General features: G+C 67.9%; 16 protein-coding genes and 1 tRNA gene. 10 read left to right on the top strand and 7 right to left on the bottom strand.

What is annotated here, in order from left to right:
- Positions 1-130: 130 nt before the first annotated feature.
- Entirely contained in the window at positions 131-1,186 is a 1,056-nt protein-coding gene (locus tag Q0480_RS13500) for a glycosyltransferase family 61 protein (protein WP_299133685.1), read from the top strand.
- Positions 1,183-2,388 carry a glycosyltransferase gene (locus Q0480_RS13495; protein ID WP_299133683.1) on the top strand — a complete coding sequence of 402 codons (1,206 nt, stop codon included), beginning with the start codon at positions 1,183-1,185 and terminating at the stop codon, positions 2,386-2,388. Before Q0480_RS13500 ends, Q0480_RS13495 begins: the two co-directional genes overlap by 4 nt.
- Positions 2,389-2,406: 18 nt before the next feature.
- Here Q0480_RS13495 and Q0480_RS13490 read toward each other — a convergent pair whose 3' ends face one another.
- Positions 2,407-4,083: a hypothetical protein gene (locus tag Q0480_RS13490; RefSeq protein ID WP_299133681.1), complete on the bottom strand. Its 1,677-nt coding sequence runs from the start codon at positions 4,081-4,083 to the stop codon at positions 2,407-2,409.
- Positions 4,084-4,277: 194 nt separating this feature from the next.
- Between Q0480_RS13490 and Q0480_RS13485 the strand changes: the two genes are divergently transcribed.
- The 5 genes from Q0480_RS13485 to Q0480_RS13465 are packed head-to-tail and all read left to right on the top strand — an operon-like array spanning position 4,278 to position 9,494.
- Positions 4,278-5,225, top strand: coding sequence for a sugar nucleotide-binding protein (locus tag Q0480_RS13485; RefSeq protein WP_299133679.1), 948 nt, complete (start codon positions 4,278-4,280; stop codon positions 5,223-5,225).
- Complete coding sequence (locus Q0480_RS13480) at positions 5,222-6,070, top strand: sugar phosphate isomerase/epimerase (protein ID WP_299133677.1); 849 nt, start codon at positions 5,222-5,224, stop codon at positions 6,068-6,070. The genes Q0480_RS13485 and Q0480_RS13480 overlap by 4 nt, the downstream gene beginning before the upstream one ends.
- Entirely contained in the window at positions 6,060-7,934 is a 1,875-nt protein-coding gene (locus Q0480_RS13475) for a glycosyltransferase family 2 protein (RefSeq protein ID WP_299133675.1), read from the top strand. The genes Q0480_RS13480 and Q0480_RS13475 overlap by 11 nt, the downstream gene beginning before the upstream one ends.
- On the top strand, positions 7,915-9,048 hold the full coding sequence (locus Q0480_RS13470) for an FAD-binding oxidoreductase (RefSeq protein WP_299133673.1): 1,134 nt from the start codon (positions 7,915-7,917) through the stop codon (positions 9,046-9,048). The genes Q0480_RS13475 and Q0480_RS13470 overlap by 20 nt, the downstream gene beginning before the upstream one ends.
- A complete protein-coding gene (locus tag Q0480_RS13465; RefSeq protein WP_299133671.1) occupies positions 9,036-9,494 on the top strand; it encodes a GtrA family protein in 459 nt (152 codons plus the stop codon). Before Q0480_RS13470 ends, Q0480_RS13465 begins: the two co-directional genes overlap by 13 nt.
- A gap of 36 nt (positions 9,495-9,530) precedes the next feature.
- Here Q0480_RS13465 and Q0480_RS13460 read toward each other — a convergent pair.
- Together Q0480_RS13460 and Q0480_RS13455 are read right to left on the bottom strand one after the other, a co-directional pair.
- Positions 9,531-9,606, bottom strand: a tRNA-Ala gene (locus Q0480_RS13460).
- 112 nt (positions 9,607-9,718) lie between these two features.
- Entirely contained in the window at positions 9,719-10,042 is a 324-nt protein-coding gene (locus tag Q0480_RS13455) for a TIGR02300 family protein (RefSeq protein ID WP_299133670.1), read from the bottom strand.
- A gap of 191 nt (positions 10,043-10,233) precedes the next feature.
- On the opposite strand from Q0480_RS13455, the gene phaZ reads away from it, so the two are divergent.
- The 3 genes from phaZ to Q0480_RS13440 are packed head-to-tail and all read left to right on the top strand — an operon-like array spanning position 10,234 to position 12,881.
- Positions 10,234-11,484, top strand: a complete 1,251-nt coding sequence (gene phaZ, locus Q0480_RS13450; RefSeq protein ID WP_299133669.1) for a polyhydroxyalkanoate depolymerase — start codon at positions 10,234-10,236, stop codon at positions 11,482-11,484.
- 10 nt (positions 11,485-11,494) lie between these two features.
- The gene (locus tag Q0480_RS13445) at positions 11,495-12,190 is read left to right on the top strand and encodes a SprT family zinc-dependent metalloprotease (RefSeq protein WP_299133667.1); all 696 of its coding nucleotides are present in this window, start codon (positions 11,495-11,497) and stop codon (positions 12,188-12,190) included.
- A gap of 34 nt (positions 12,191-12,224) precedes the next feature.
- Positions 12,225-12,881, top strand: a complete 657-nt coding sequence (locus Q0480_RS13440) for a GntR family transcriptional regulator (RefSeq protein WP_299133714.1) — start codon at positions 12,225-12,227, stop codon at positions 12,879-12,881.
- Positions 12,882-12,949: 68 nt separating this feature from the next.
- On the opposite strand, the gene lpdA is transcribed toward Q0480_RS13440, so the two are convergent.
- From lpdA to odhB, 4 genes are read right to left on the bottom strand one after another with little or no spacing between them, the layout of a single operon-like run.
- Positions 12,950-14,338, bottom strand: coding sequence for a dihydrolipoyl dehydrogenase (gene lpdA, locus Q0480_RS13435; RefSeq protein ID WP_299133665.1), 1,389 nt, complete (start codon positions 14,336-14,338; stop codon positions 12,950-12,952).
- A gap of 33 nt (positions 14,339-14,371) precedes the next feature.
- Positions 14,372-14,761 carry an MAPEG family protein gene (locus Q0480_RS13430; RefSeq protein ID WP_299133663.1) on the bottom strand — a complete coding sequence of 130 codons (390 nt, stop codon included), beginning with the start codon at positions 14,759-14,761 and terminating at the stop codon, positions 14,372-14,374.
- On the bottom strand, positions 14,761-15,171 hold the full coding sequence (locus Q0480_RS13425; protein WP_299133662.1) for a cupin domain-containing protein: 411 nt from the start codon (positions 15,169-15,171) through the stop codon (positions 14,761-14,763). The genes Q0480_RS13430 and Q0480_RS13425 overlap by 1 nt, the downstream gene beginning before the upstream one ends.
- Positions 15,172-15,183: 12 nt before the next feature.
- A complete protein-coding gene (gene odhB / locus Q0480_RS13420; RefSeq protein ID WP_299133661.1) occupies positions 15,184-16,734 on the bottom strand; it encodes a 2-oxoglutarate dehydrogenase complex dihydrolipoyllysine-residue succinyltransferase in 1,551 nt (516 codons plus the stop codon).
- Between the last annotated feature and the right edge of the window lie 2 nt (positions 16,735-16,736).

Raw genomic sequence — 16,736 nt, 5'->3', positions numbered from 1 at the left:
TATATGCTCCAGGGACTGAATACGTGCCCCGCAGCATTCGGCGACGTGATTTAAATATGCGTTAACTACTGGTCGACTACTTGCGGTGTCATCGGAGTCGCAATGCGCGGCGCGCAGATTGGCGGTGGCGATGAGACTCAATCTGGAAATGTTGGACTGGGGGCTTCGGCGACTGTGGTACGGCATGACGCCCGATATCCGCTCGATGGCCTCGAAGAGTCGGGAACTCTGCCCCGAGGAAGTGGTCAGGGTTCCGGCCGCGATCCATGCGCCGGGCGAGTTCGACCGGGTGCTGCGGCTCGCACCGCATCGCGACTGGGCGACGGAACATATGCTGGCCGCGGGTGGGCCCTGCGTGCATGCCGCCTCGATGGCCTACGAGATCGAGGGCGTGGCGATTTCCGGCGCCTATATCTATCGCGGTCCGGCCAAGTACAAGCCGGGGTTCGGGCCGGAGAAGTTGTTCACCGGCGACCCGCCTCCGACGCCGCTGGAAAGCGCCTGCCTCGTCTCGAACAACATCGGCAGCCACTATTTCGGCAACTTCCTGCTCGACGAGCTGCCGCTCGGCCTCATTCCGCCGCCGGGCGCGCCGACCATCGTCGCGCCGACCAAGGACTACGAGCACGAGGCCGGCTATCGCGCCCTCGTCGACCTGCCGCGGCCGCCGGTGGCGCGGCGCGCCTGGGCGCGGCGGCTGACGATCTACACTGACTTCGCGCAGAACAGCTACAAGGAGCAGCGCTATCGCGAGCTTCGCGCCCGGGCGAAGGCGAATCTCGCGCGGCACGCGCCGGTCACGGGGCCGGGCGTCTATCTCAAGCGCGGCGCGACCGGCGAGCGGCGGGTGCTGGCGGAAGAAGCCGAGCTCGAGGCAATGCTGGAAAAGCTCGGCTTCGATATCGTCGAGCCGGCGGTACTCGGCGTCGAGGAGATCGCCCGGCGCACGTATGGCGCCCGGATCGTGATCGGCGTCGAGGGCAGCCATCTCTCGCATGCGATCTTCACCATGGCCGACGACGCCGCCTTCCTGGTGCTGCAACCGCCGGACCGTTTCGCCATGACCTACAAGGAATTCGCCGACCGGATGTCCATGCGGTTCGCCTTCATGGTGGGGACGGCGGCCGAGGATGGCTTCACCGTCGATCACGACAGACTTCGGCGCATCATTGATAGGGTGTCATGAGCATTTCCGAAAAACCGACCGAACTCCTCCTCCTGCCCAGCCTCCGGGCCAAGCTCGGCCCCAACGGCGGGCTGGTGCTGACGCGGAAATACATGAACGGCGCGGCGGAATATGCCAAGTACTGGCCGGGCCCGGTCACCACCCTCGCCTATCTCGACGACCATCTCAGCGACGACATGGATCATGCCGAATACATGCCGGGCGCCGCCGAGACCGGGCTGGAGATCCGGCCGATCGACCCCGAGGAACAGGCGGCGCGTCTGGCGCGGGGGGCGGTCGCGCTCGCTTTCCTGTCGCCGACCGAGGCGGAGACCGCCAGGATCTGCCAGCGCATCGGCCTGCCGCTGGTCTTCACCAGCGAATATTCGCCCCGGACCGAGCGGCAGATCATCGATGCCGAGGTCGCCAATCCCGTGCGCCGCTGGCGCCGCAAGCTCTGGGCGGCGGGCGCCGAGCGATCGCGCCAGGCCTCGCTGCGGATCGCCGCCGGCTTGCAGTGCAGCGGTGTGCCGACCTTCGATCTCTATCGCCCGCTGCAGCCGGAAAGCCTGCTCTTCTTCGACAACCGCGTGCCGGAGGCGGACATCATCTCCGAGGAGGCGCTCGCGGCCAAGGCCCTCTCGGTAATGGAGGGCAGGCCGCTGCGGCTGATCTTCGGCGGCCGGCTGATCGCCATGAAGGGCGTGCGCGAGATCCCGAAGGTGGCGCGCGAGCTGGTGAAGCTCGGCGTGCCGTTCACCTTCGAGGTCTATGGCAGCGGCGCGCTGGAGCAGGAACTGCGCGACGAGATCGCCCATCAGGACCTCGGCGACAAGGTGCGGCTCGGCGGTGTGCTGGACTTCCAGACCGCCTGGATCCCGCTCCTGAAGCGCGAGGTCGATATCTTCGTCTGCTGTCATCCGCAGGGCGATCCGTCGTGCACCTATCCGGAGGTGATGTCCTGCGGCGTGCCGATCGCCGGCTATGACAACGAGGCCTTCGTCGGCGTGGTGAAGCATTCCGGCGGTGGCTGGCTGTCGCCGATGAATGATCCGGTGGCGCTCGCCAACCAACTGGCGGAGCTCTATCGCGACCGGGGTCAGATCGTGGAGGTGGCGCGGCGCGCCCGCGACTTCGCCCTCCGCCATACGTTCGAGGCGACCTTCGCCCGGCGCACCGCGCATCTGCGCAGCTACATCCGCGACGCCGCCGCGGCCGAATAGCGGCGGTCCGGCGCGGCCTCAGCGCTGCGCCGTTCTTCCGGTTGATCTGGGCGCGCAATAGTAGAGCGCGCTGTCGGTCGACGTAAGCCGAAGCTCGCATGGCCCGACGGCCGCGTCGGCGGCGTTCAAAAAGCCTTCGCGCCCCGGTTCCATCCAGTCGCCGGCGAAGATCAGCCAGAGCGCGCTGGCGCCCGCCGCCGCGGCGCCGATCGAGCGCGGATAGGCGGGGTTCGGTTGCCACGGATTTTCGGCCTCGGGATCGATCAGCATGCCGCCGCCCCGCGCGCCCCAGCCCTCGGTACCGCTCCGGTCGTCGAACATGCCGACGAGGCGCACCCCGACCGGCGCCAGCAGCTTCGCCGCGGGCTGGGCGTCGGCATAGACCCAGACCGGCGCGCCGGGATCGCGCGCCACGATCTCGGCGAAGAGCGGCGTGAGCTCCTGTGACCGCTTGTTCGCGGCGGCGAGCGTCGCATTGGCGCTGGTCCAGACCAGCGCCGCCAGCACCGCGAAGGCTCCGGCGCGCCGGAACCCGGGGCTCATCCGCGCGCCGGCGAGCGTCAGCAACTCGCCCGAGCCGACCGAGAGCACGATCAGCGTCACCGGCGCGATGAAGAAGAAATGGCGCGTCGAGACGAAAGGCAATTGCCCCATCAGATTGAGCAGGAGCGCGCCGGTGATGAAGGCGAGCATCGTCAGGACCGCGTGCGGCGCGCGGCGGGCGGCGGCGGCGAGAAAGAACCCCATCGCCAGCGTCGCGCCGAGGATGGTGAGCGCGGTGGCGAGCTTGCCCCCCAGCGCCTGCAGCGTTCCCTGCAAGGCGGCGGCGCCGATCGGTTCCAGCAGCATCGAATTGAGCCTGAGCGCGATCTTGGCGTTCTCGACGATCGAGCCGCCGAGATCGAAGGTCCCGGCCTGATAGACGAAGCTGTAGGCCGCCATCTGGTACTGGGTGAGATCGCGGTTCACCATCAGATGCATCCCCGCCGCGACGCCGAGCGCGAGGACGGTCGCGACGATCAAGCCGGCGGAACCCCCCCGGAGCGGCGGGGGCGGCGCCAACCGGGCCGCCAGCGCCGGCGCGACGGGGCCGAGCAGCCGCAGGGCAATGGTACCGCCGAGGACGGCGGCGACGACGATCGGCGTGGTGAAGGAGATCGCGGCGGCGACGAGGATGGCGGCGCCGAACTGGACGTAGGCCGCTGGCCGGTCGGAATAGGCGAGCGCCCGCCCGGTGATGAGCAGAAACGCGGTCGCGGTGAACTCGAAGCCATAGTGCTTGATTTCGCTGGCATAGGTCCAGAGATAGCCGCTGGACAGCGCGATCCCGGCCAACATCAGGAAATCGACCGGCCGACAGGTCCGCAGCGCGTGCAGCAGCAGCGCGACCAGCCCGACGAGAAACACCGCGACATCGAGAAGCCGGAACAGCGCGACCGGATCGGCGGCGGGCGCCAGCGCCTGAACCGCGCGGGCCAGCGCGACATAGCCGACCGGCGCCGCCTGTTCGAAATAGGGCATCGGGGTCAGCAGCGGAAAATCGACGCCGATCAGGTTGGCGGCCAGCAGCGCTTCGTCGTGCCAGGGATCGCGGTCATTCACGAGCCCGACCGCGACATGCGCCGCCACAATGAGGAGGATCAGCGTGTAGGCGATCCGGTTGAACCGCGGACCGTTCAGCAAATCGCTCGACATGATCGGATCTCCCCCGCCTTCCCGCTCGCGCGCCACGCTAGGGGCCGAGGCGCTAACAACGCCTTTACATAAAATGCCACGGGGTTGCCGCGCGGAGCCCTTAACCGATTTTCAGGATGCGCCGCCTATTCCGGGGCCGAGCTTCTGGTCCGTGCCGAAGGACGGATGTATTCGCCGATGTCGAGAGGCCCCGCATGAGAGCGATCATTGGCAGCAACGGTCTCGTCGGATCGAATCTTGTTCGGCAGGCCGAGTTCGATGCCCGATTCAACTCCTCCGACATTCATTGGATCGGAGATCGGCGTTTCGATCTGATCGTCAGCGCCGCCCCGTCGGCGACGATGTGGCTCGCCAATTCCCGGCCCGAGGTCGACTACGCCAAGACCATGGCGTTCCTGGAAAATCTCGGCAGGGCGCGGGCCGCGCGGCTGGTGGTCATCTCCACCATCGCCGTCTTCGACGACCTCGCCGCCGGCTATGACGAGGCGGACGGCGTGTTCGAGGTTTCCGGCGCCTATGGCAAACACCGCCGGATGATCGAAACCTTCGCGCGCGAGCGGTTCGACAAGGTGCATGTCCTGCGGCTGCCCGCGCTGTTCGGGCCGGGACTGAAGAAGAATTTCGTCTTCGACATGCTGAATCCGGTCCCCTCGTTCCTGAAACCGGAAGCGGCCGAGGCGCTGCTCGGCGTGCTCGACCCCGCCGCCGCCGACCTTGTGCGCGCCGCCTTCGAGCCCGATCCGGCCACGGGCATGCTGCGCTATCGCCGCGAGACCTTCCATGGGACGCCGAACGAGCGGGCGCTGATCGCGGCGCTCGAGGGTCAGGGGCGCACGGCTCGCTTCTTCACCAACAGCGACAGCGCCTATCAATACTACAATCTCGGCAACCTCTGGCGCGACATCGAGCGCTGCGTCGCACTCGATATTCCCGTGCTCAATGTCTGTTCCGAGCCGCTGCGCGCGGCCGAGATCTACGAGGCGCTGTTCGCCGCTCCGTTCCGCAATTCGGCGCCGGTGGTGCATCGGGAGGATGTCCGCAGTCGGCACGCCGCCGCCTGGGGCGGCGCCGGGCCCTATCTCTATTCCGCCGGCGAGACGCTCGACGGGTTGCGCGGTTTCGTCGGCGGGCGCCTCCAGTGAGCCGGTTGGCGATCTCCAACATCGCCTGGCCGCCGGACCAGCGCCGGCCGGCGCTCGCGCTCCTCGCCGAACTTGGCGTCGGCGGGTTGGAGGTCGCGCCGGGGCTGCTCTTTCCCGGCGAGGTCGATCCGTTCGCACCGTCCGAAGCGGTGCTCCGCGCGACGCTGGGCGAAGTCGAGGCGCATGGCCTGACGTTCGTCTCCATGCAGTCGCTGCATTTCGCCGCGCCCGACGCCGCGCTTTTCGGCGGGCCCGAGGCGCGGCGGCGCTTTGCCGACACGATTGTGCGTGCCGCCGATCTCGCGGCGCGGCTCGGATCGCCGAACCTCGTCGTCGGATCGCCGCGCAATCGTGTCGTCCCCGAGGACATGCCGGCCGAGACGGCGCGGCGGATCGCGCTCGACGTCTTCCGCGCGCTCGGCGACCAAGCCGCGACGCGCGGTTGTCGGCTGGCACTCGAACCGAACCCGCGGGACTATGGCACCAATTTCCTGAACCTGACCTCGGAGGTTCGCGATTTCGTGCGCGAGGCGGACCATCCCGCCGTCGCGCTCAATTTCGACATCGGCGCGCTGTCGCTGAACGGCGAGGCCGAAGCGGACGCCGCGCTCTTCGCCAGCGCGCGCGACCTCGTTTCGCATGTCCACCTCAGCCGGCCACATCTCGCAGCGGTCGAGGCCGAAGACGCGTCCGTCGGGCGGGCGCTGGCCATGCTGGACGAGGCCGGATGGCGAAGCTGGGTGTCGATCGAGATGCGGGCGACGGCGCCCGACCCGCTGGCCGCCGTACGGCACGCCATTTCCTACTGCCTCTCCAGAATGGGGGCGCCGAGCCATGCCCGATGACCGCGCCCTCGACACGGCGGTCGCCTCGCGCCAGGGCGATTTCCTGCTGTCCGTGGCGATGGTCTGCGCCAGGGACGACGCGGCGGCGGTCGCCGCTGTCAACGCGCTCGCCGGGCTCGTGTCCTCGCATTTCCGCTTCTGGGAACTGGTCGTCGTCATTCCCTTCCCGCGCGAGGACGGCTCGGGCCCGACCGGTTCGCCGCTGACCGCCGCGTTGGCGCGCTATCAGAACATTCGCCTGCTGCGCACGGCCGACGTCAGAAATTTCTACCGGCTGCGCCTCGCGGCGGTGGCGGAATCGATCGGCGACGTGGTGCTGCTGACCTCGGTCGAGGAATACGCGGCGATGGATCTCGTCGGGCTCGCCAACCGCGTCTACCAGACCGACCGGGCCATTGTCGTTTCGCGCCCCGGCGGGCGTGTCACATCGGCCATGCTTTCCCTCGCCAGCATGGTCAGCGGCTACCGGATCAATGCCCAGGACACCCAGACCGCCGGCTATCCGCGCGGCTGGCTCAGCCTCGTGCTCGCGCGACCCGACGCCGAGCTCCTGCTGCGCTTCGAGCAGCTCTCGGGCCGCTTCGCGCTGCGGCGCGAGCCTGCGCCGGGGCCGGTGCCGGCGCGGCGGCGCAACCATCTGCGCCGCCTGCGCCTCGTCGGCGAACTCATGGCCAATTCCGCGCCGCGCGTGCTGCGTGGCCTGTCGGTCCTCGCCTTCCTCGTGACAGTGATGGCGGCGATCTACACGCTTTACGTGCTCGGCGTCTGGATGGCCAAGGACCACCTCGCCGAGGGCTGGCTCACCACCAACCTCGTCCAGTCGCTGACCGCCGGCTTTCTCGGCATCGCCGTGGCGGCGATCTCCATGGGGATCGTCAAGGTCTTCGAGCGACTGGAGGGCGAGCTGCGCTACACGATCGTGGACGAGATCAACAACGTCGATCTCTTCCGCGACATCCAGGATCTCAATGTCGAGATCACGGCCCCCCGGCGTCGCCGTTCCGCTCGACGCGCCGAAGCGGCGGAGGAACGCCTGATGTCCCCCATCCCCTGCGATGGCGCGCCCTTCGCGGCGCGCGGCTGGTCGGTCCCGAGCTTTCTGATCGACGAGATCCGGCCGAGACGCTCGCCATACGCGCTGGTGGTGCCGACGATCAACGAAGGGGCGCGCATCCGGAGACAATTGCGCGAGACCCACGACAGCGGCCTCGCCGGCCGGATCGACGTGATCGTCGCCGATGGCGGCAGCGTCGACGGCTCGCTCGATGCGCCTTTCCTGCGTGAGGTCGATGTCCGGGCGCTGCTCGTCAAGACCGGCCCCGGCAAGCTCTCCGCCCAGCTGCGCTGCGCCTATGCCTATGCGCTCGTCGAGGGCTATGAGGGCATCGTCACCATCGACGGCAACGGCAAGGACGATGTCGAAGGCGTGCCGCGGTTCATCGCGGCGCTGGACGCGGGAATCGACTATGCGCAGGCCTCGCGGTTCATCAAGGGTGGCGAGGGCATCAACACGCCGCTCACGCGGCTGGTGGCGATCCGCCTTGTGCACGCGCCCTTTCTCAGTCTGGTGGCCCGCCGCTGGTTCACTGACACGACCCAGGGCTACCGCGCCTATTCCGCGCGCTATCTGCTCGACCCCCGCGTCCAGCCGTTCCGCGACATCTTCCTGCGCTACGAACTGCTGGCCTATCTGACGGTGCGCGCCAGCCAGCTCGGCTATCGAACGGTCGAGGTGCCGACGCGCCGGGTCTATCCGAAGAACGAGAAGACCCCGACAAAGATCGCCGGCGTCTCCGGCCATTCGGACCTGTTGAATGTCCTCTGGAAGACGCTGCGGAACGATTATGCGCCGCCGGGAGTATGATTTCGTCGTCATCGGCGGCGGCTTCTACGGCTGTTGCCTCGCGCTGATCCTGCGCAGCGTCAGCGAGCGGATCCTCGTGCTGGAGGCGGGAAACGGGCTGCTGGAGCGCGCCTCGCGGGTCAATCAGGCCCGGGTGCATACCGGCTTTCACTATCCGCGCAGCTTCCTGACCGCGCTCCGCTCCATGGTGCTCCACCGCCGCTTCGCCGAGGATTTCCCCGAGGCGGTGATCGACGACTTCGAGATGCTCTATGCCATCGCCGCGCGACATTCCAAGGTCTCGGCCGGGCGCTTTCTCCGCATGTTCCAGAATCTCGGCGCGCCGATCCGCGCCGCGCGGCCGGAGGCGGCGGCGCTCTTCTCGCGCGACCTCGTCGAGAACGTGTTCGAGGCGCGGGAATGGGCCTTCGACTATCGCGCGCTGCGCCGGCATCTCGCCACGCGGCTCGAACGCCAGGACGTCGAGATCCGCAAGGAGACCGTGGCGCGCCGGGTGCGCCAGCGCGCCGGCGGCGCCGTGGTCGAGACCGAGGCCGGCGCCGAAATCCACGCCGGCATGGTGTTCAACGTCACCTATTCGATGATCAACGAGCTATTGCTCGAAAGCGGCCTCGATCCCTTGCCGCTGAAGCACGAATTCGTCGAGATCGCGCTGGTGAAGCCGCCGCCGCGGATCGAGGGCTTCGGCGTCACCATGATGGATGGGCCGTTCTTCTCGACCATGCCCTATCCGGCCGAGGGTCTGCATTCGCTGACTCATGTCCGCTACACGCCGCATTTCAGCTGGACCGACGAGACCCGCGGGGGCGGCGCCTACCGGGTCGCGGAGGGGCTGCCGCGCGAATCGCGCTGGCGGCACATGATGATGGACGCCCGCCGCTTCATGCCGGCGCTGACCGATCTGGAATGGGAGCGCTCGCTGTTCGACGTGAAGACCATCCTGACCCGGAACGAGCGCAACGACGGCCGACCCATCCTGTTCCATCGCCACGCCGGTGCGCCGTCGGTCATCTCGATCATGGGTGGCAAGATCGACAATATCTATGATCTCTTCGAAGTGCTGCCCGGCGCTGACCGGCGCTTCGCCAAGGTCAATCTCTCGTGCCTGCGCTAGGGTCGGACAACCACGCCAAGGCGAAGGCGGGCCGGCTGGGCGGACTCCATGCCAGCGACTGGCGTTATCTCGCGGTCACCGTCGCGGGATTCGGCGTCGATCTCGGCGCGGCGCTGCTGGCGATCCGGCTCCTCGGCCTGTCGCTGGTCGCCGGCGCGGTGGTCGGATTTTGCTGCGCGGTCCTCGCCAACTATCTGGCGCACGAATTCTGGACCTATCGCCACGCCAAGCGCTGGTCGGCGAAGGGGCGTGCCCTCGGCTACGTGGCGACCGCGCTCTCGACACTCGCGGTCCGCGCCGGCGTCATCCTCGCGCTCGGCCATATGGCCGGTGGCCTGCTCGGTGACCTCCCCACGCTGGTGATCGCGGCCGGCGCCTCGCTGGTCTTCAATTTCCTGGCAACGAAGCTGATCGTCTTCCGCGGAGCGACCGCCGCGGAGGACTGAGCTTCACAGATTTTCCGAGGGATCGCTCGGAAGGTTTGGTGGAGCCAAGGAGGATCGAACTCCTGACCTCTTGCATGCCATGCAAGCGCTCTCCCAGCTGAGCTATGGCCCCCTGCGCGGATGGAACCGCCGCGGTCGAACCGCGCGCCTGTCTTTAGGGGGCGCGTGGGCGTGGTGCAAGCCCAAAAAAGCCCGGCGTCGGCGGGCCTCCCCGGGCGGCCGGATCAGGTCTCTTCCTCGTCCGGACCCACCGCGGTGATGTCCTCGAGATCGACATTGTCCTCCTCGTCCTCGAGGATTTCGTCGGACAGGTCGTCGTCGGCGTCGATAACCTCGTCGTCGGCCTCGAGATCGGGGAGATCCTCGAGATCGACCGGTTCCGGCTTCACCTTCTCCGGGCGCAGCGCCTTGGCCTTCACGGCCGTCAGGCTGTCGATGGTGAACACCGCCCCGCAGTTCGGGCAGGTCATCGGGTCGGTGCGGAGGTCGTAGAATCGCGTGGCGCAGGTCGGGCAAATACGCTTTACGCCCCATTCATCCTTGGGCATCGGGCATCCTTGTCGTCATACGGGGGAATCAAATCCGGCCGTCGCTTGCCACGCGCGCTAACCTTTGTCAAAGGCTTTGCTGTTAATGATTTGCCACAATCGCCCAAGGTTCGGGCAAATGCCGCTTGCTGAGGCGCCGAAATGGACTAAAGATTCCGCGCAATAAAGTTGCCGGGGGTAACGGGGGTAACATGCTCTACCACGCCTACGAAATGACACATGCCGCGTTCACGCCCATGCGCGCCGTGGCGCGGATGGGGCAGGGTCTCGTCGACAATCCACTCAACCCGATGTCGGAGACCTATGGCAATCGCGCCGTCTCGGCGGCGCTCGACATGTTCATCCATGCCACCCGGCGCTACGGCAAGCCGGCGTTCGAACTGCCGACCACGCTGGTCGAAGGCGTCGAAACCCCGGTGGTCGAGGAATTCGTCTGGTCACGCCCGTTCTGCAACCTCCTTCATTTTCGTCGCGAGTCCGCGGTCGCGGAGGAGCGGAACGACCCGCGGCTGCTCATCGTCGCGCCGATGTCGGGGCACTATGCGACGCTGCTGCGCGGCACGGTCAAGGCGATGCTGCCGGAGCATGACGTCTATATCACCGACTGGGTGGATGCGCGCGACGTGCCGCTCGCGATGGGCGGTTTCGATCTCGACGATTATACCGACTATGTGAAGGCGATGATCGAGTTCCTCGCGCAGGGTGGCGAGCGGGTTTCGGTCATGGCGGTCTGCCAGCCCGGCATCCCGGTGATGGCGGCGGCGACGGCGATGGCGATGGAGGGCAACCCGCTGCGGCCCGCTTCGGTGGTGCTGATGGGCTCGCCGATCGACACCGCGCGCAATCCGAAACAGCCGAACGAACTGGCGCAGGGCCATCCGCTCAGCTGGTTCGAGAACAATGTCGTGGTGCGGGTGCCCTGGCCGAACGCCGGGGCGTTGCGCCGGGTCTATCCGGGCTTTCTGCAACTCTCGGGTTTTCTCTCGATGAATTTCGACCGGCATGTCGATGCCCATGTCGGCCAGTTCCGGAACCTGGTGCGCGGCGACGGCGAAAGCACCGAGGCGCACCGGCGCTTCTATGACGAATACATGGCGGTGATGGATCTCAGTGCCGAATTCTACCTGCAGACCATCGAGCGGGTGTTCCAGAAGCGGCTGATGGCGACCGGCGCTTACCACTACCGCGACTTGCTGCTCAATCCGGCGGCGGTCACCGACATCGGCCTGATGACCATCGAAGGCGAGAAGGACGATATCACCGGCCTCGGTCAGACCGAGGCGGCGCAGGAGCTGATGGTCAACCTGCCGGACGAGCGTCGGGCGCATGTAGTGGTCGACGGGGTCGGCCACTACGGCGTCTTCAACGGGTCGCGCTGGCGCGGAACGATCCAGCCGCGGGTGCGCGACTTCATCGCGGCGCAGCGGCGGCCGGTCATCTGAGCCAAAGCCGATGGCCGGCGCCATCCGGATCGGCGAGCCCGCCATCGAGGTGCGGCTGCGCCGCGATCCGCGGGCCCGGCGCATGGTGCTGCGCGTCGGGCGTGGCACGACTCTGACGCTCCCCTCCGGGGTGCCGCTGGCGGCGGCCCGCGCCTTTCTCTCCGACCAGGAGGGCTGGCTGCGCAACCAGCTGGCGCGGCGCCCGAGGCCGGAGACGGTGCGGGATGGCACGGTGCTTCCTTTCGGCGACGGCGCGCTGACGTTGCGCGCTTCGTCGGGCACGCGCCTGATCCGCGTTGGCGACGAGCTTCACGTGCCCGGCTCCGCGCCGGATTTCGGTCCCCGGGTCGCCGTCTATCTTCGGGAGGCGGCGCGGGCGGCGCTGGTCGAGGCCAGCCATCGGCACGCGGCCGTGCTCGGTCGGCGGCCCGGGCGCATTTCCTTGCGCGATCCGCGGTCACGCTGGGGCTCCTGCACCTCGGCGGGCGACCTCATGTTCTCCTGGCGGTTGATTCTCGCACCCTGCGCCGTGCTCGACTATGTCGCGGCGCACGAGGTGGCGCATCTGGCAGAGATGAACCATTCCGACCGATTCTGGGCCGTCGTCCACCAGCTGAAGTCCGACTGCGACGGTCCGCGCGACTGGCTGAGACGGTACGGCGTCGCGCTGCACCGCCATGACTTCACGCGAGGCGATCCGGCTTGACGCCGGCCGCCAGTTCGTGATCACACCATCGGCGATGAGCGAGCGCCACAGCCAATCGACCCTCGACGGAGGTCTCCCCGCCCATGAGCGTGTCTATCGCAGCCTGCGCGCACGGGTGATGCACGGGCTGGTCGCGCCGGGGGTCAGCATGACCCTGCGCGGCATCGCAGCGGAATTCGACGTCTCGACCACTCCCGCGCGCGAGGCCGTGCGACGGCTGGTGGCCGAGGGGGCGCTGAAACTGTCCGCCTCCGGCCGGGTTTCGACGCCGGAGCTGACCAACGAGCGGATCGAGGAGCTGGCGAGCCTGCGCGCCCTGCTTGAGCCGGAGCTTGCCTCGCGCGCGCTGCCCCGCGCCCATGTCGCGCTGATCGACCGTATGCAAGCGATCAACGCGGTGATCGACGAGATGATCGTCAAGGGCGACGCCTCGGGATACGTCCGCTCGAACCTCGAGTTTCACCGCACGCTCTATCTCCGCGCCCAGGCGCCGGCCATGCTCGGCCTGATCGAAACGGTCTGGCTGCAGTCCGGCCCCACCATGCGCCTCCTCTACGAAAGGCTGCAGCGCCGGCAGGCGAGCGCGAACCACCGCAAGATCATCTCCGCCCTGCACTCCGGCGACGAACCCGGCCTGCGCCTCGCGATCCGCATGGATGTCACCCAGGGTCTGCGGATGCTGGTATCTTGACCGGACGATCGCGGCTGTCCCGGGTTTCAGCCCGGAACAGCCGCGCGCCGTGGGTCGTCGCCCCGAAGTCAGGCGTGGATGGCGCCGCCGCCGCAGGCGAGGGCGGCTTCGCGGACCGCTTCGGAGAAGGTCGGATGCGCGTGACAGGTGCGCGCCACATCCTCGGCCGAGGCGCCGAACTCCATTGCAACGCAGATCTCGTGGATCATGTCGCCGGCGGCCGGGCCGATGATATGCGCGCCGAGGACACGGTCCGTCGCCTTGTCGGCGAGGATCTTCACGAAGCCGTCGCCGAGGAAATAGGCCTTGGCCCGCGCATTGCCCATGAACGGGAACTTGCCGACCTTGTAGTCGTGGCCGGCGGCCTTCAGCTGCTCCTCGGTCTGGCCAACGCTCGCCACCTCGGGGGTCGTGTAGATCACGCCGGGGATCACGCCGTAATTCACATGGCCATGCTGGCCGGCGATCATCTCCGCCACCGCGACGCCTTCATCCTCGGCCTTGTGGGCGAGCATCGGCCCGGCGATCGCGTCGCCGATCGCATAGATGCCCGGCACGTTCGTCCGCCAATGGGCGTCGGTCCTGATCTGCCCGCGCTCGGTCACCGCGAGGCCGAGCGCCTCGAGGCCGAGCCCGTCGGTGAAGGGCCGGCGTCCGGTGGCGACCAGCACCACGTCCGCCGCGATCTCCTGCACGCTGTCGTCCTTGCGCAGCTTGTAGGTGACCACCGGCCCGCCCTTGCCCGCCGCCACGCCCTGCACGGCGGCGCCGAGCACGAAGTTGAAGCCCTGCTTGCCAAGCGTCTTGCGCAGCGCCTTGCAGATCTCGACGTCCATGCCGGGGGTGATTTCCTCCAGGAACTCGACCACCGTCACCTCGGCGCCAAGCCGCGCATAGACCGAGCCCATCTCGAGCCCGATCACGCCGGCGCCGATCACCACCAGCCGCTTCGGAATCGACGTCAGTTCCAGCGCGCCGGTCGAGGTGACCACGGTCTTTTCGTCGATCGTGACGCCGGGCAGGCTGCTCGCTTCCGAGCCGCTGGCGATCACGATGTTCCGGGCACCATGTTCGGTTCCGTCGACGCTGACCTTGCCGGGGGCGGGGATGCTCGCCCAGCCCTTCAGCCAGTCGATCTTGTTCTTCTTGAACAGGAATTCGATGCCCTTGGTATTGTTGTCGACGACCGACTGCTTGTAGGCCTGCATCGCCGCGACATCGACCTTCGGCGCGGCGCCGACGAGACCCATCTTGGCGAAGTTCACCTCGCTCTCGTGCAGGAGCTCGGTGGCATGCAGCAGCGCCTTTGAGGGGATGCAGCCGACATTGAGGCAGGTGCCGCCGAGCGTGGCGCGCCCCTCGACGCAAGCGGTCTTGAGGCCGAGCTGCGCGCAGCGAATCGCGCAGACATAGCCGCCGGGACCCGCTCCGATGACGATCACATCATAGTCAGCCATGTTCTTTTTTCTCCCTTGGGCGCCCTCGCCGGCTCAGAAGAGCGCTGTGAGGATCATGACGAGCGTGGCCGTGAGGCCGATACCGAAGATCCCCGTCCGCCAGGGCGTCCAGCCGAGGGCGTAGGCGGGGACATAGAGGAAGCGGGCCGCGAGATAGACCCAGGCGCAGCCCGCCGTCAGGGCGCTGACCGAGCCCGAAAGGGTGACGACGACGACGGCGATGGTGAAGAAGCAGAGCGCCTCGAAATGGTTCGCGACGGCCCGCCGCAGGCGCCCGGTCAGGGGCGAGAGCGTCGCCTCGATGTCGCGTGGGCCAATGTTGTAGCTCGCCCCGGCGTCGCGGTTCATCGACGCCGCGGCCAGACAGATCTGGCCCAACTGGAGCAGCGCCGCGAGCGCGAGGACGGTAAGCTCGGGGGTCATCACGCGGGCGGGTCTCCCGCCTCGAAGACGTAATCGACCGCGTCGAAACTGTCCGCGGCGAAGCTGTACAGGAACTTCATCCCTTCGGCGCCGGCGCTCCATTCATGGATGGTGCCGGCGGGAACGAAGACGGTGTCGCCAGCCGCGAGCGGGTACGTGGCCTCGTCAAGGCGCGCGGCACCGGAGCCGGCGAGGACATGGATGGTCTCGCCGGTCGCCGGATGATGATGCGCGCCCTCGATCTTGCCGGGGGCGAGATAGGCGATGCCGTGGACGAGACCACGACTTCGCCCCGCCACGCCACCGAGCAGGGTTCGGAAGCGGACCTCGCCGCGCACGGGGTCGTTCCATGCCTCGATCGGCATGTCGGCCTCGCGCACCACGAATCCCCGCATCGCGAATCCCTGCATTGTGACCGACCTTCAGAGGTCCATCAGCAGACGGCGGGGGTCTTCCAGTGCCTCCTTGACACGGACGAGGAAGGTGACCGCGCCCTTGCCATCGACGATGCGGTGGTCGTAGCTCAGCGCCAGATACATCATCGGGCGGATCACCACCTGGCCCTTTATGGCCATCGGCCGGTCCTGAACCTTGTGCATGCCGAGGATGCCCGACTGCGGCGGGTTGAGGATCGGCGAGGACATCAGCGAGCCATAGACGCCACCGTTCGAGATGGTGAAGGTGCCGCCCTGCATCTCGGCCATCGAGAGCTTGCCATCGCGGGCCCTGAGGCCGAGCTCGGCGATCTTCTTCTCGATATCGGCGAAGGACATCTGGTCGGCGTCGCGCACCACCGGAACGACGAGTCCGGTCGGCGTGCCGACGGCGATGCCCATATGCACGAAGTTCTTGTAGACGACCTCGGTGCCGTCGATCTCGGCGTTGACCTCGGGCACCTCCTTCAGCGCGTGGCAGCAGGCCTTGGTGAAGAAGGACATGAAGCCGAGCTTCACCTTGTGCTTCTTCTCGAAGAGGTCCTTGTATTCGCTGCGCAGCCCCATGGTCGCCGTCATGTCCACCTCGTTGTAGGTGGTCAGCATGGCGGCGGAGTTCTGCGCTTCCTTCAGCCGGCGGGCGATGGTCTGCCGCAGGCGGGTCATCTTCACCCGTTCCTCGCGCGCCGCGTCCTCGGCCGCCACCGCCGAGCGCGGGATCGACGGCGGTTCGGCGACGGGGGCGGGCGCGGCCGGACGCGGCGCCTGCGCGGCGAGCGCGTCCTCCTTCATGATCCGCCCGTCGCGGCCGGTGCCGGTGACCTGATCGGGGCTGAGCCCCTTGTCGGCCATCAGTTTCTTGGCCGAGGGCGCGTCCTCGACATCGCGCTTGGCCACCGGAGCGGGCGCCGCCGCGGCTGCCGAAACGGCGGCGGCCTTGGGCGCGCTGGCGCCGGCGCCGCCCGCGATCACGCCGAGCTTGCCGCCGGCCGCCACGGTCTCGCCGGCCTTGGCGATGATCTCGCTCAGCACGCCGGCGGCGGGCGAGGGCACCTCGACCGAGACCTTGTCGGTTTCGAGCTCGCACAGCATCTCGTCCTGGGCGATGCTGTCGCCGACCTGCTTGAACCAGGTCGAGACCGTCGCCTCGGTCACGCTCTCACCCAGCGCCGGAACGAGGATATCGACCGAACGCGCGTTGGCGGGCGCCGATTCCGCGGTCTCGGAGGCGGCGAGGCCGGGCGCGGGCGCATCGACGGTGATCGCAGCGGCCGCTTTGGCCTTGGGCGCGGGCTTGCCGTCGGCCTTCTCGCCGATGGTCGCGAGCAGGGCATTGACCGCGACGGTGGCGCCTTCCGGCGCGACGATCTCTGAGAGAACGCCGGCCACGGTCGCAGGCACCTCCACGGTCACCTTGTCGGTCTCGAGCTCGCAGAGCATCTCATCGACCGCGACCGTCTCGCCCTGTTTCTTGAACCAGGTCGCGACGGTCGCCTCGGTCACGCTTTCGCCCAGCGTGGGCACACGGATTTCGGCCATTT

The organism is uncultured Amaricoccus sp., from assembly GCF_937891315.1.
GTDB lineage: Bacteria > Pseudomonadota > Alphaproteobacteria > Rhodobacterales > Rhodobacteraceae > Amaricoccus.
Note: the sequence above shows the minus strand (reverse complement) of the source record. Positions and strands in the feature narration are given on the sequence as shown.

Bases quoted from the DNA above. Each gene is read 5' to 3' on its own strand.
- Q0480_RS13445 (WP_299133667.1), top strand. From the start codon at position 11,495: ATGGCCGGCGCCATCCGGATCGGCGAGCCCGCCATCGAGGTGCGGCTG.
- odhB (WP_299133661.1), bottom strand. From the start codon at position 16,734: ATGGCCGAAATCCGTGTGCCCACGCTGGGCGAAAGCGTGACCGAGGCG.
- Q0480_RS13500 (WP_299133685.1), top strand. From the start codon at position 131: ATGAGACTCAATCTGGAAATGTTGGACTGGGGGCTTCGGCGACTGTGG.
- lpdA (WP_299133665.1), bottom strand. From the start codon at position 14,338: ATGGCTGACTATGATGTGATCGTCATCGGAGCGGGTCCCGGCGGCTAT.
- Q0480_RS13490 (WP_299133681.1), bottom strand. From the start codon at position 4,083: ATGTCGAGCGATTTGCTGAACGGTCCGCGGTTCAACCGGATCGCCTAC.
- Q0480_RS13485 (WP_299133679.1), top strand. From the start codon at position 4,278: ATGAGAGCGATCATTGGCAGCAACGGTCTCGTCGGATCGAATCTTGTT.
- Q0480_RS13455 (WP_299133670.1), bottom strand. From the start codon at position 10,042: ATGCCCAAGGATGAATGGGGCGTAAAGCGTATTTGCCCGACCTGCGCC.
- Q0480_RS13440 (WP_299133714.1), top strand. From the start codon at position 12,225: ATGAGCGAGCGCCACAGCCAATCGACCCTCGACGGAGGTCTCCCCGCC.
- phaZ (WP_299133669.1), top strand. From the start codon at position 10,234: ATGCTCTACCACGCCTACGAAATGACACATGCCGCGTTCACGCCCATG.
- Q0480_RS13495 (WP_299133683.1), top strand. From the start codon at position 1,183: ATGAGCATTTCCGAAAAACCGACCGAACTCCTCCTCCTGCCCAGCCTC.
- Q0480_RS13475 (WP_299133675.1), top strand. From the start codon at position 6,060: ATGCCCGATGACCGCGCCCTCGACACGGCGGTCGCCTCGCGCCAGGGC.
- Q0480_RS13470 (WP_299133673.1), top strand. From the start codon at position 7,915: ATGCGCCGCCGGGAGTATGATTTCGTCGTCATCGGCGGCGGCTTCTAC.
- Q0480_RS13425 (WP_299133662.1), bottom strand. From the start codon at position 15,171: ATGCAGGGATTCGCGATGCGGGGATTCGTGGTGCGCGAGGCCGACATG.
- Q0480_RS13430 (WP_299133663.1), bottom strand. From the start codon at position 14,761: ATGACCCCCGAGCTTACCGTCCTCGCGCTCGCGGCGCTGCTCCAGTTG.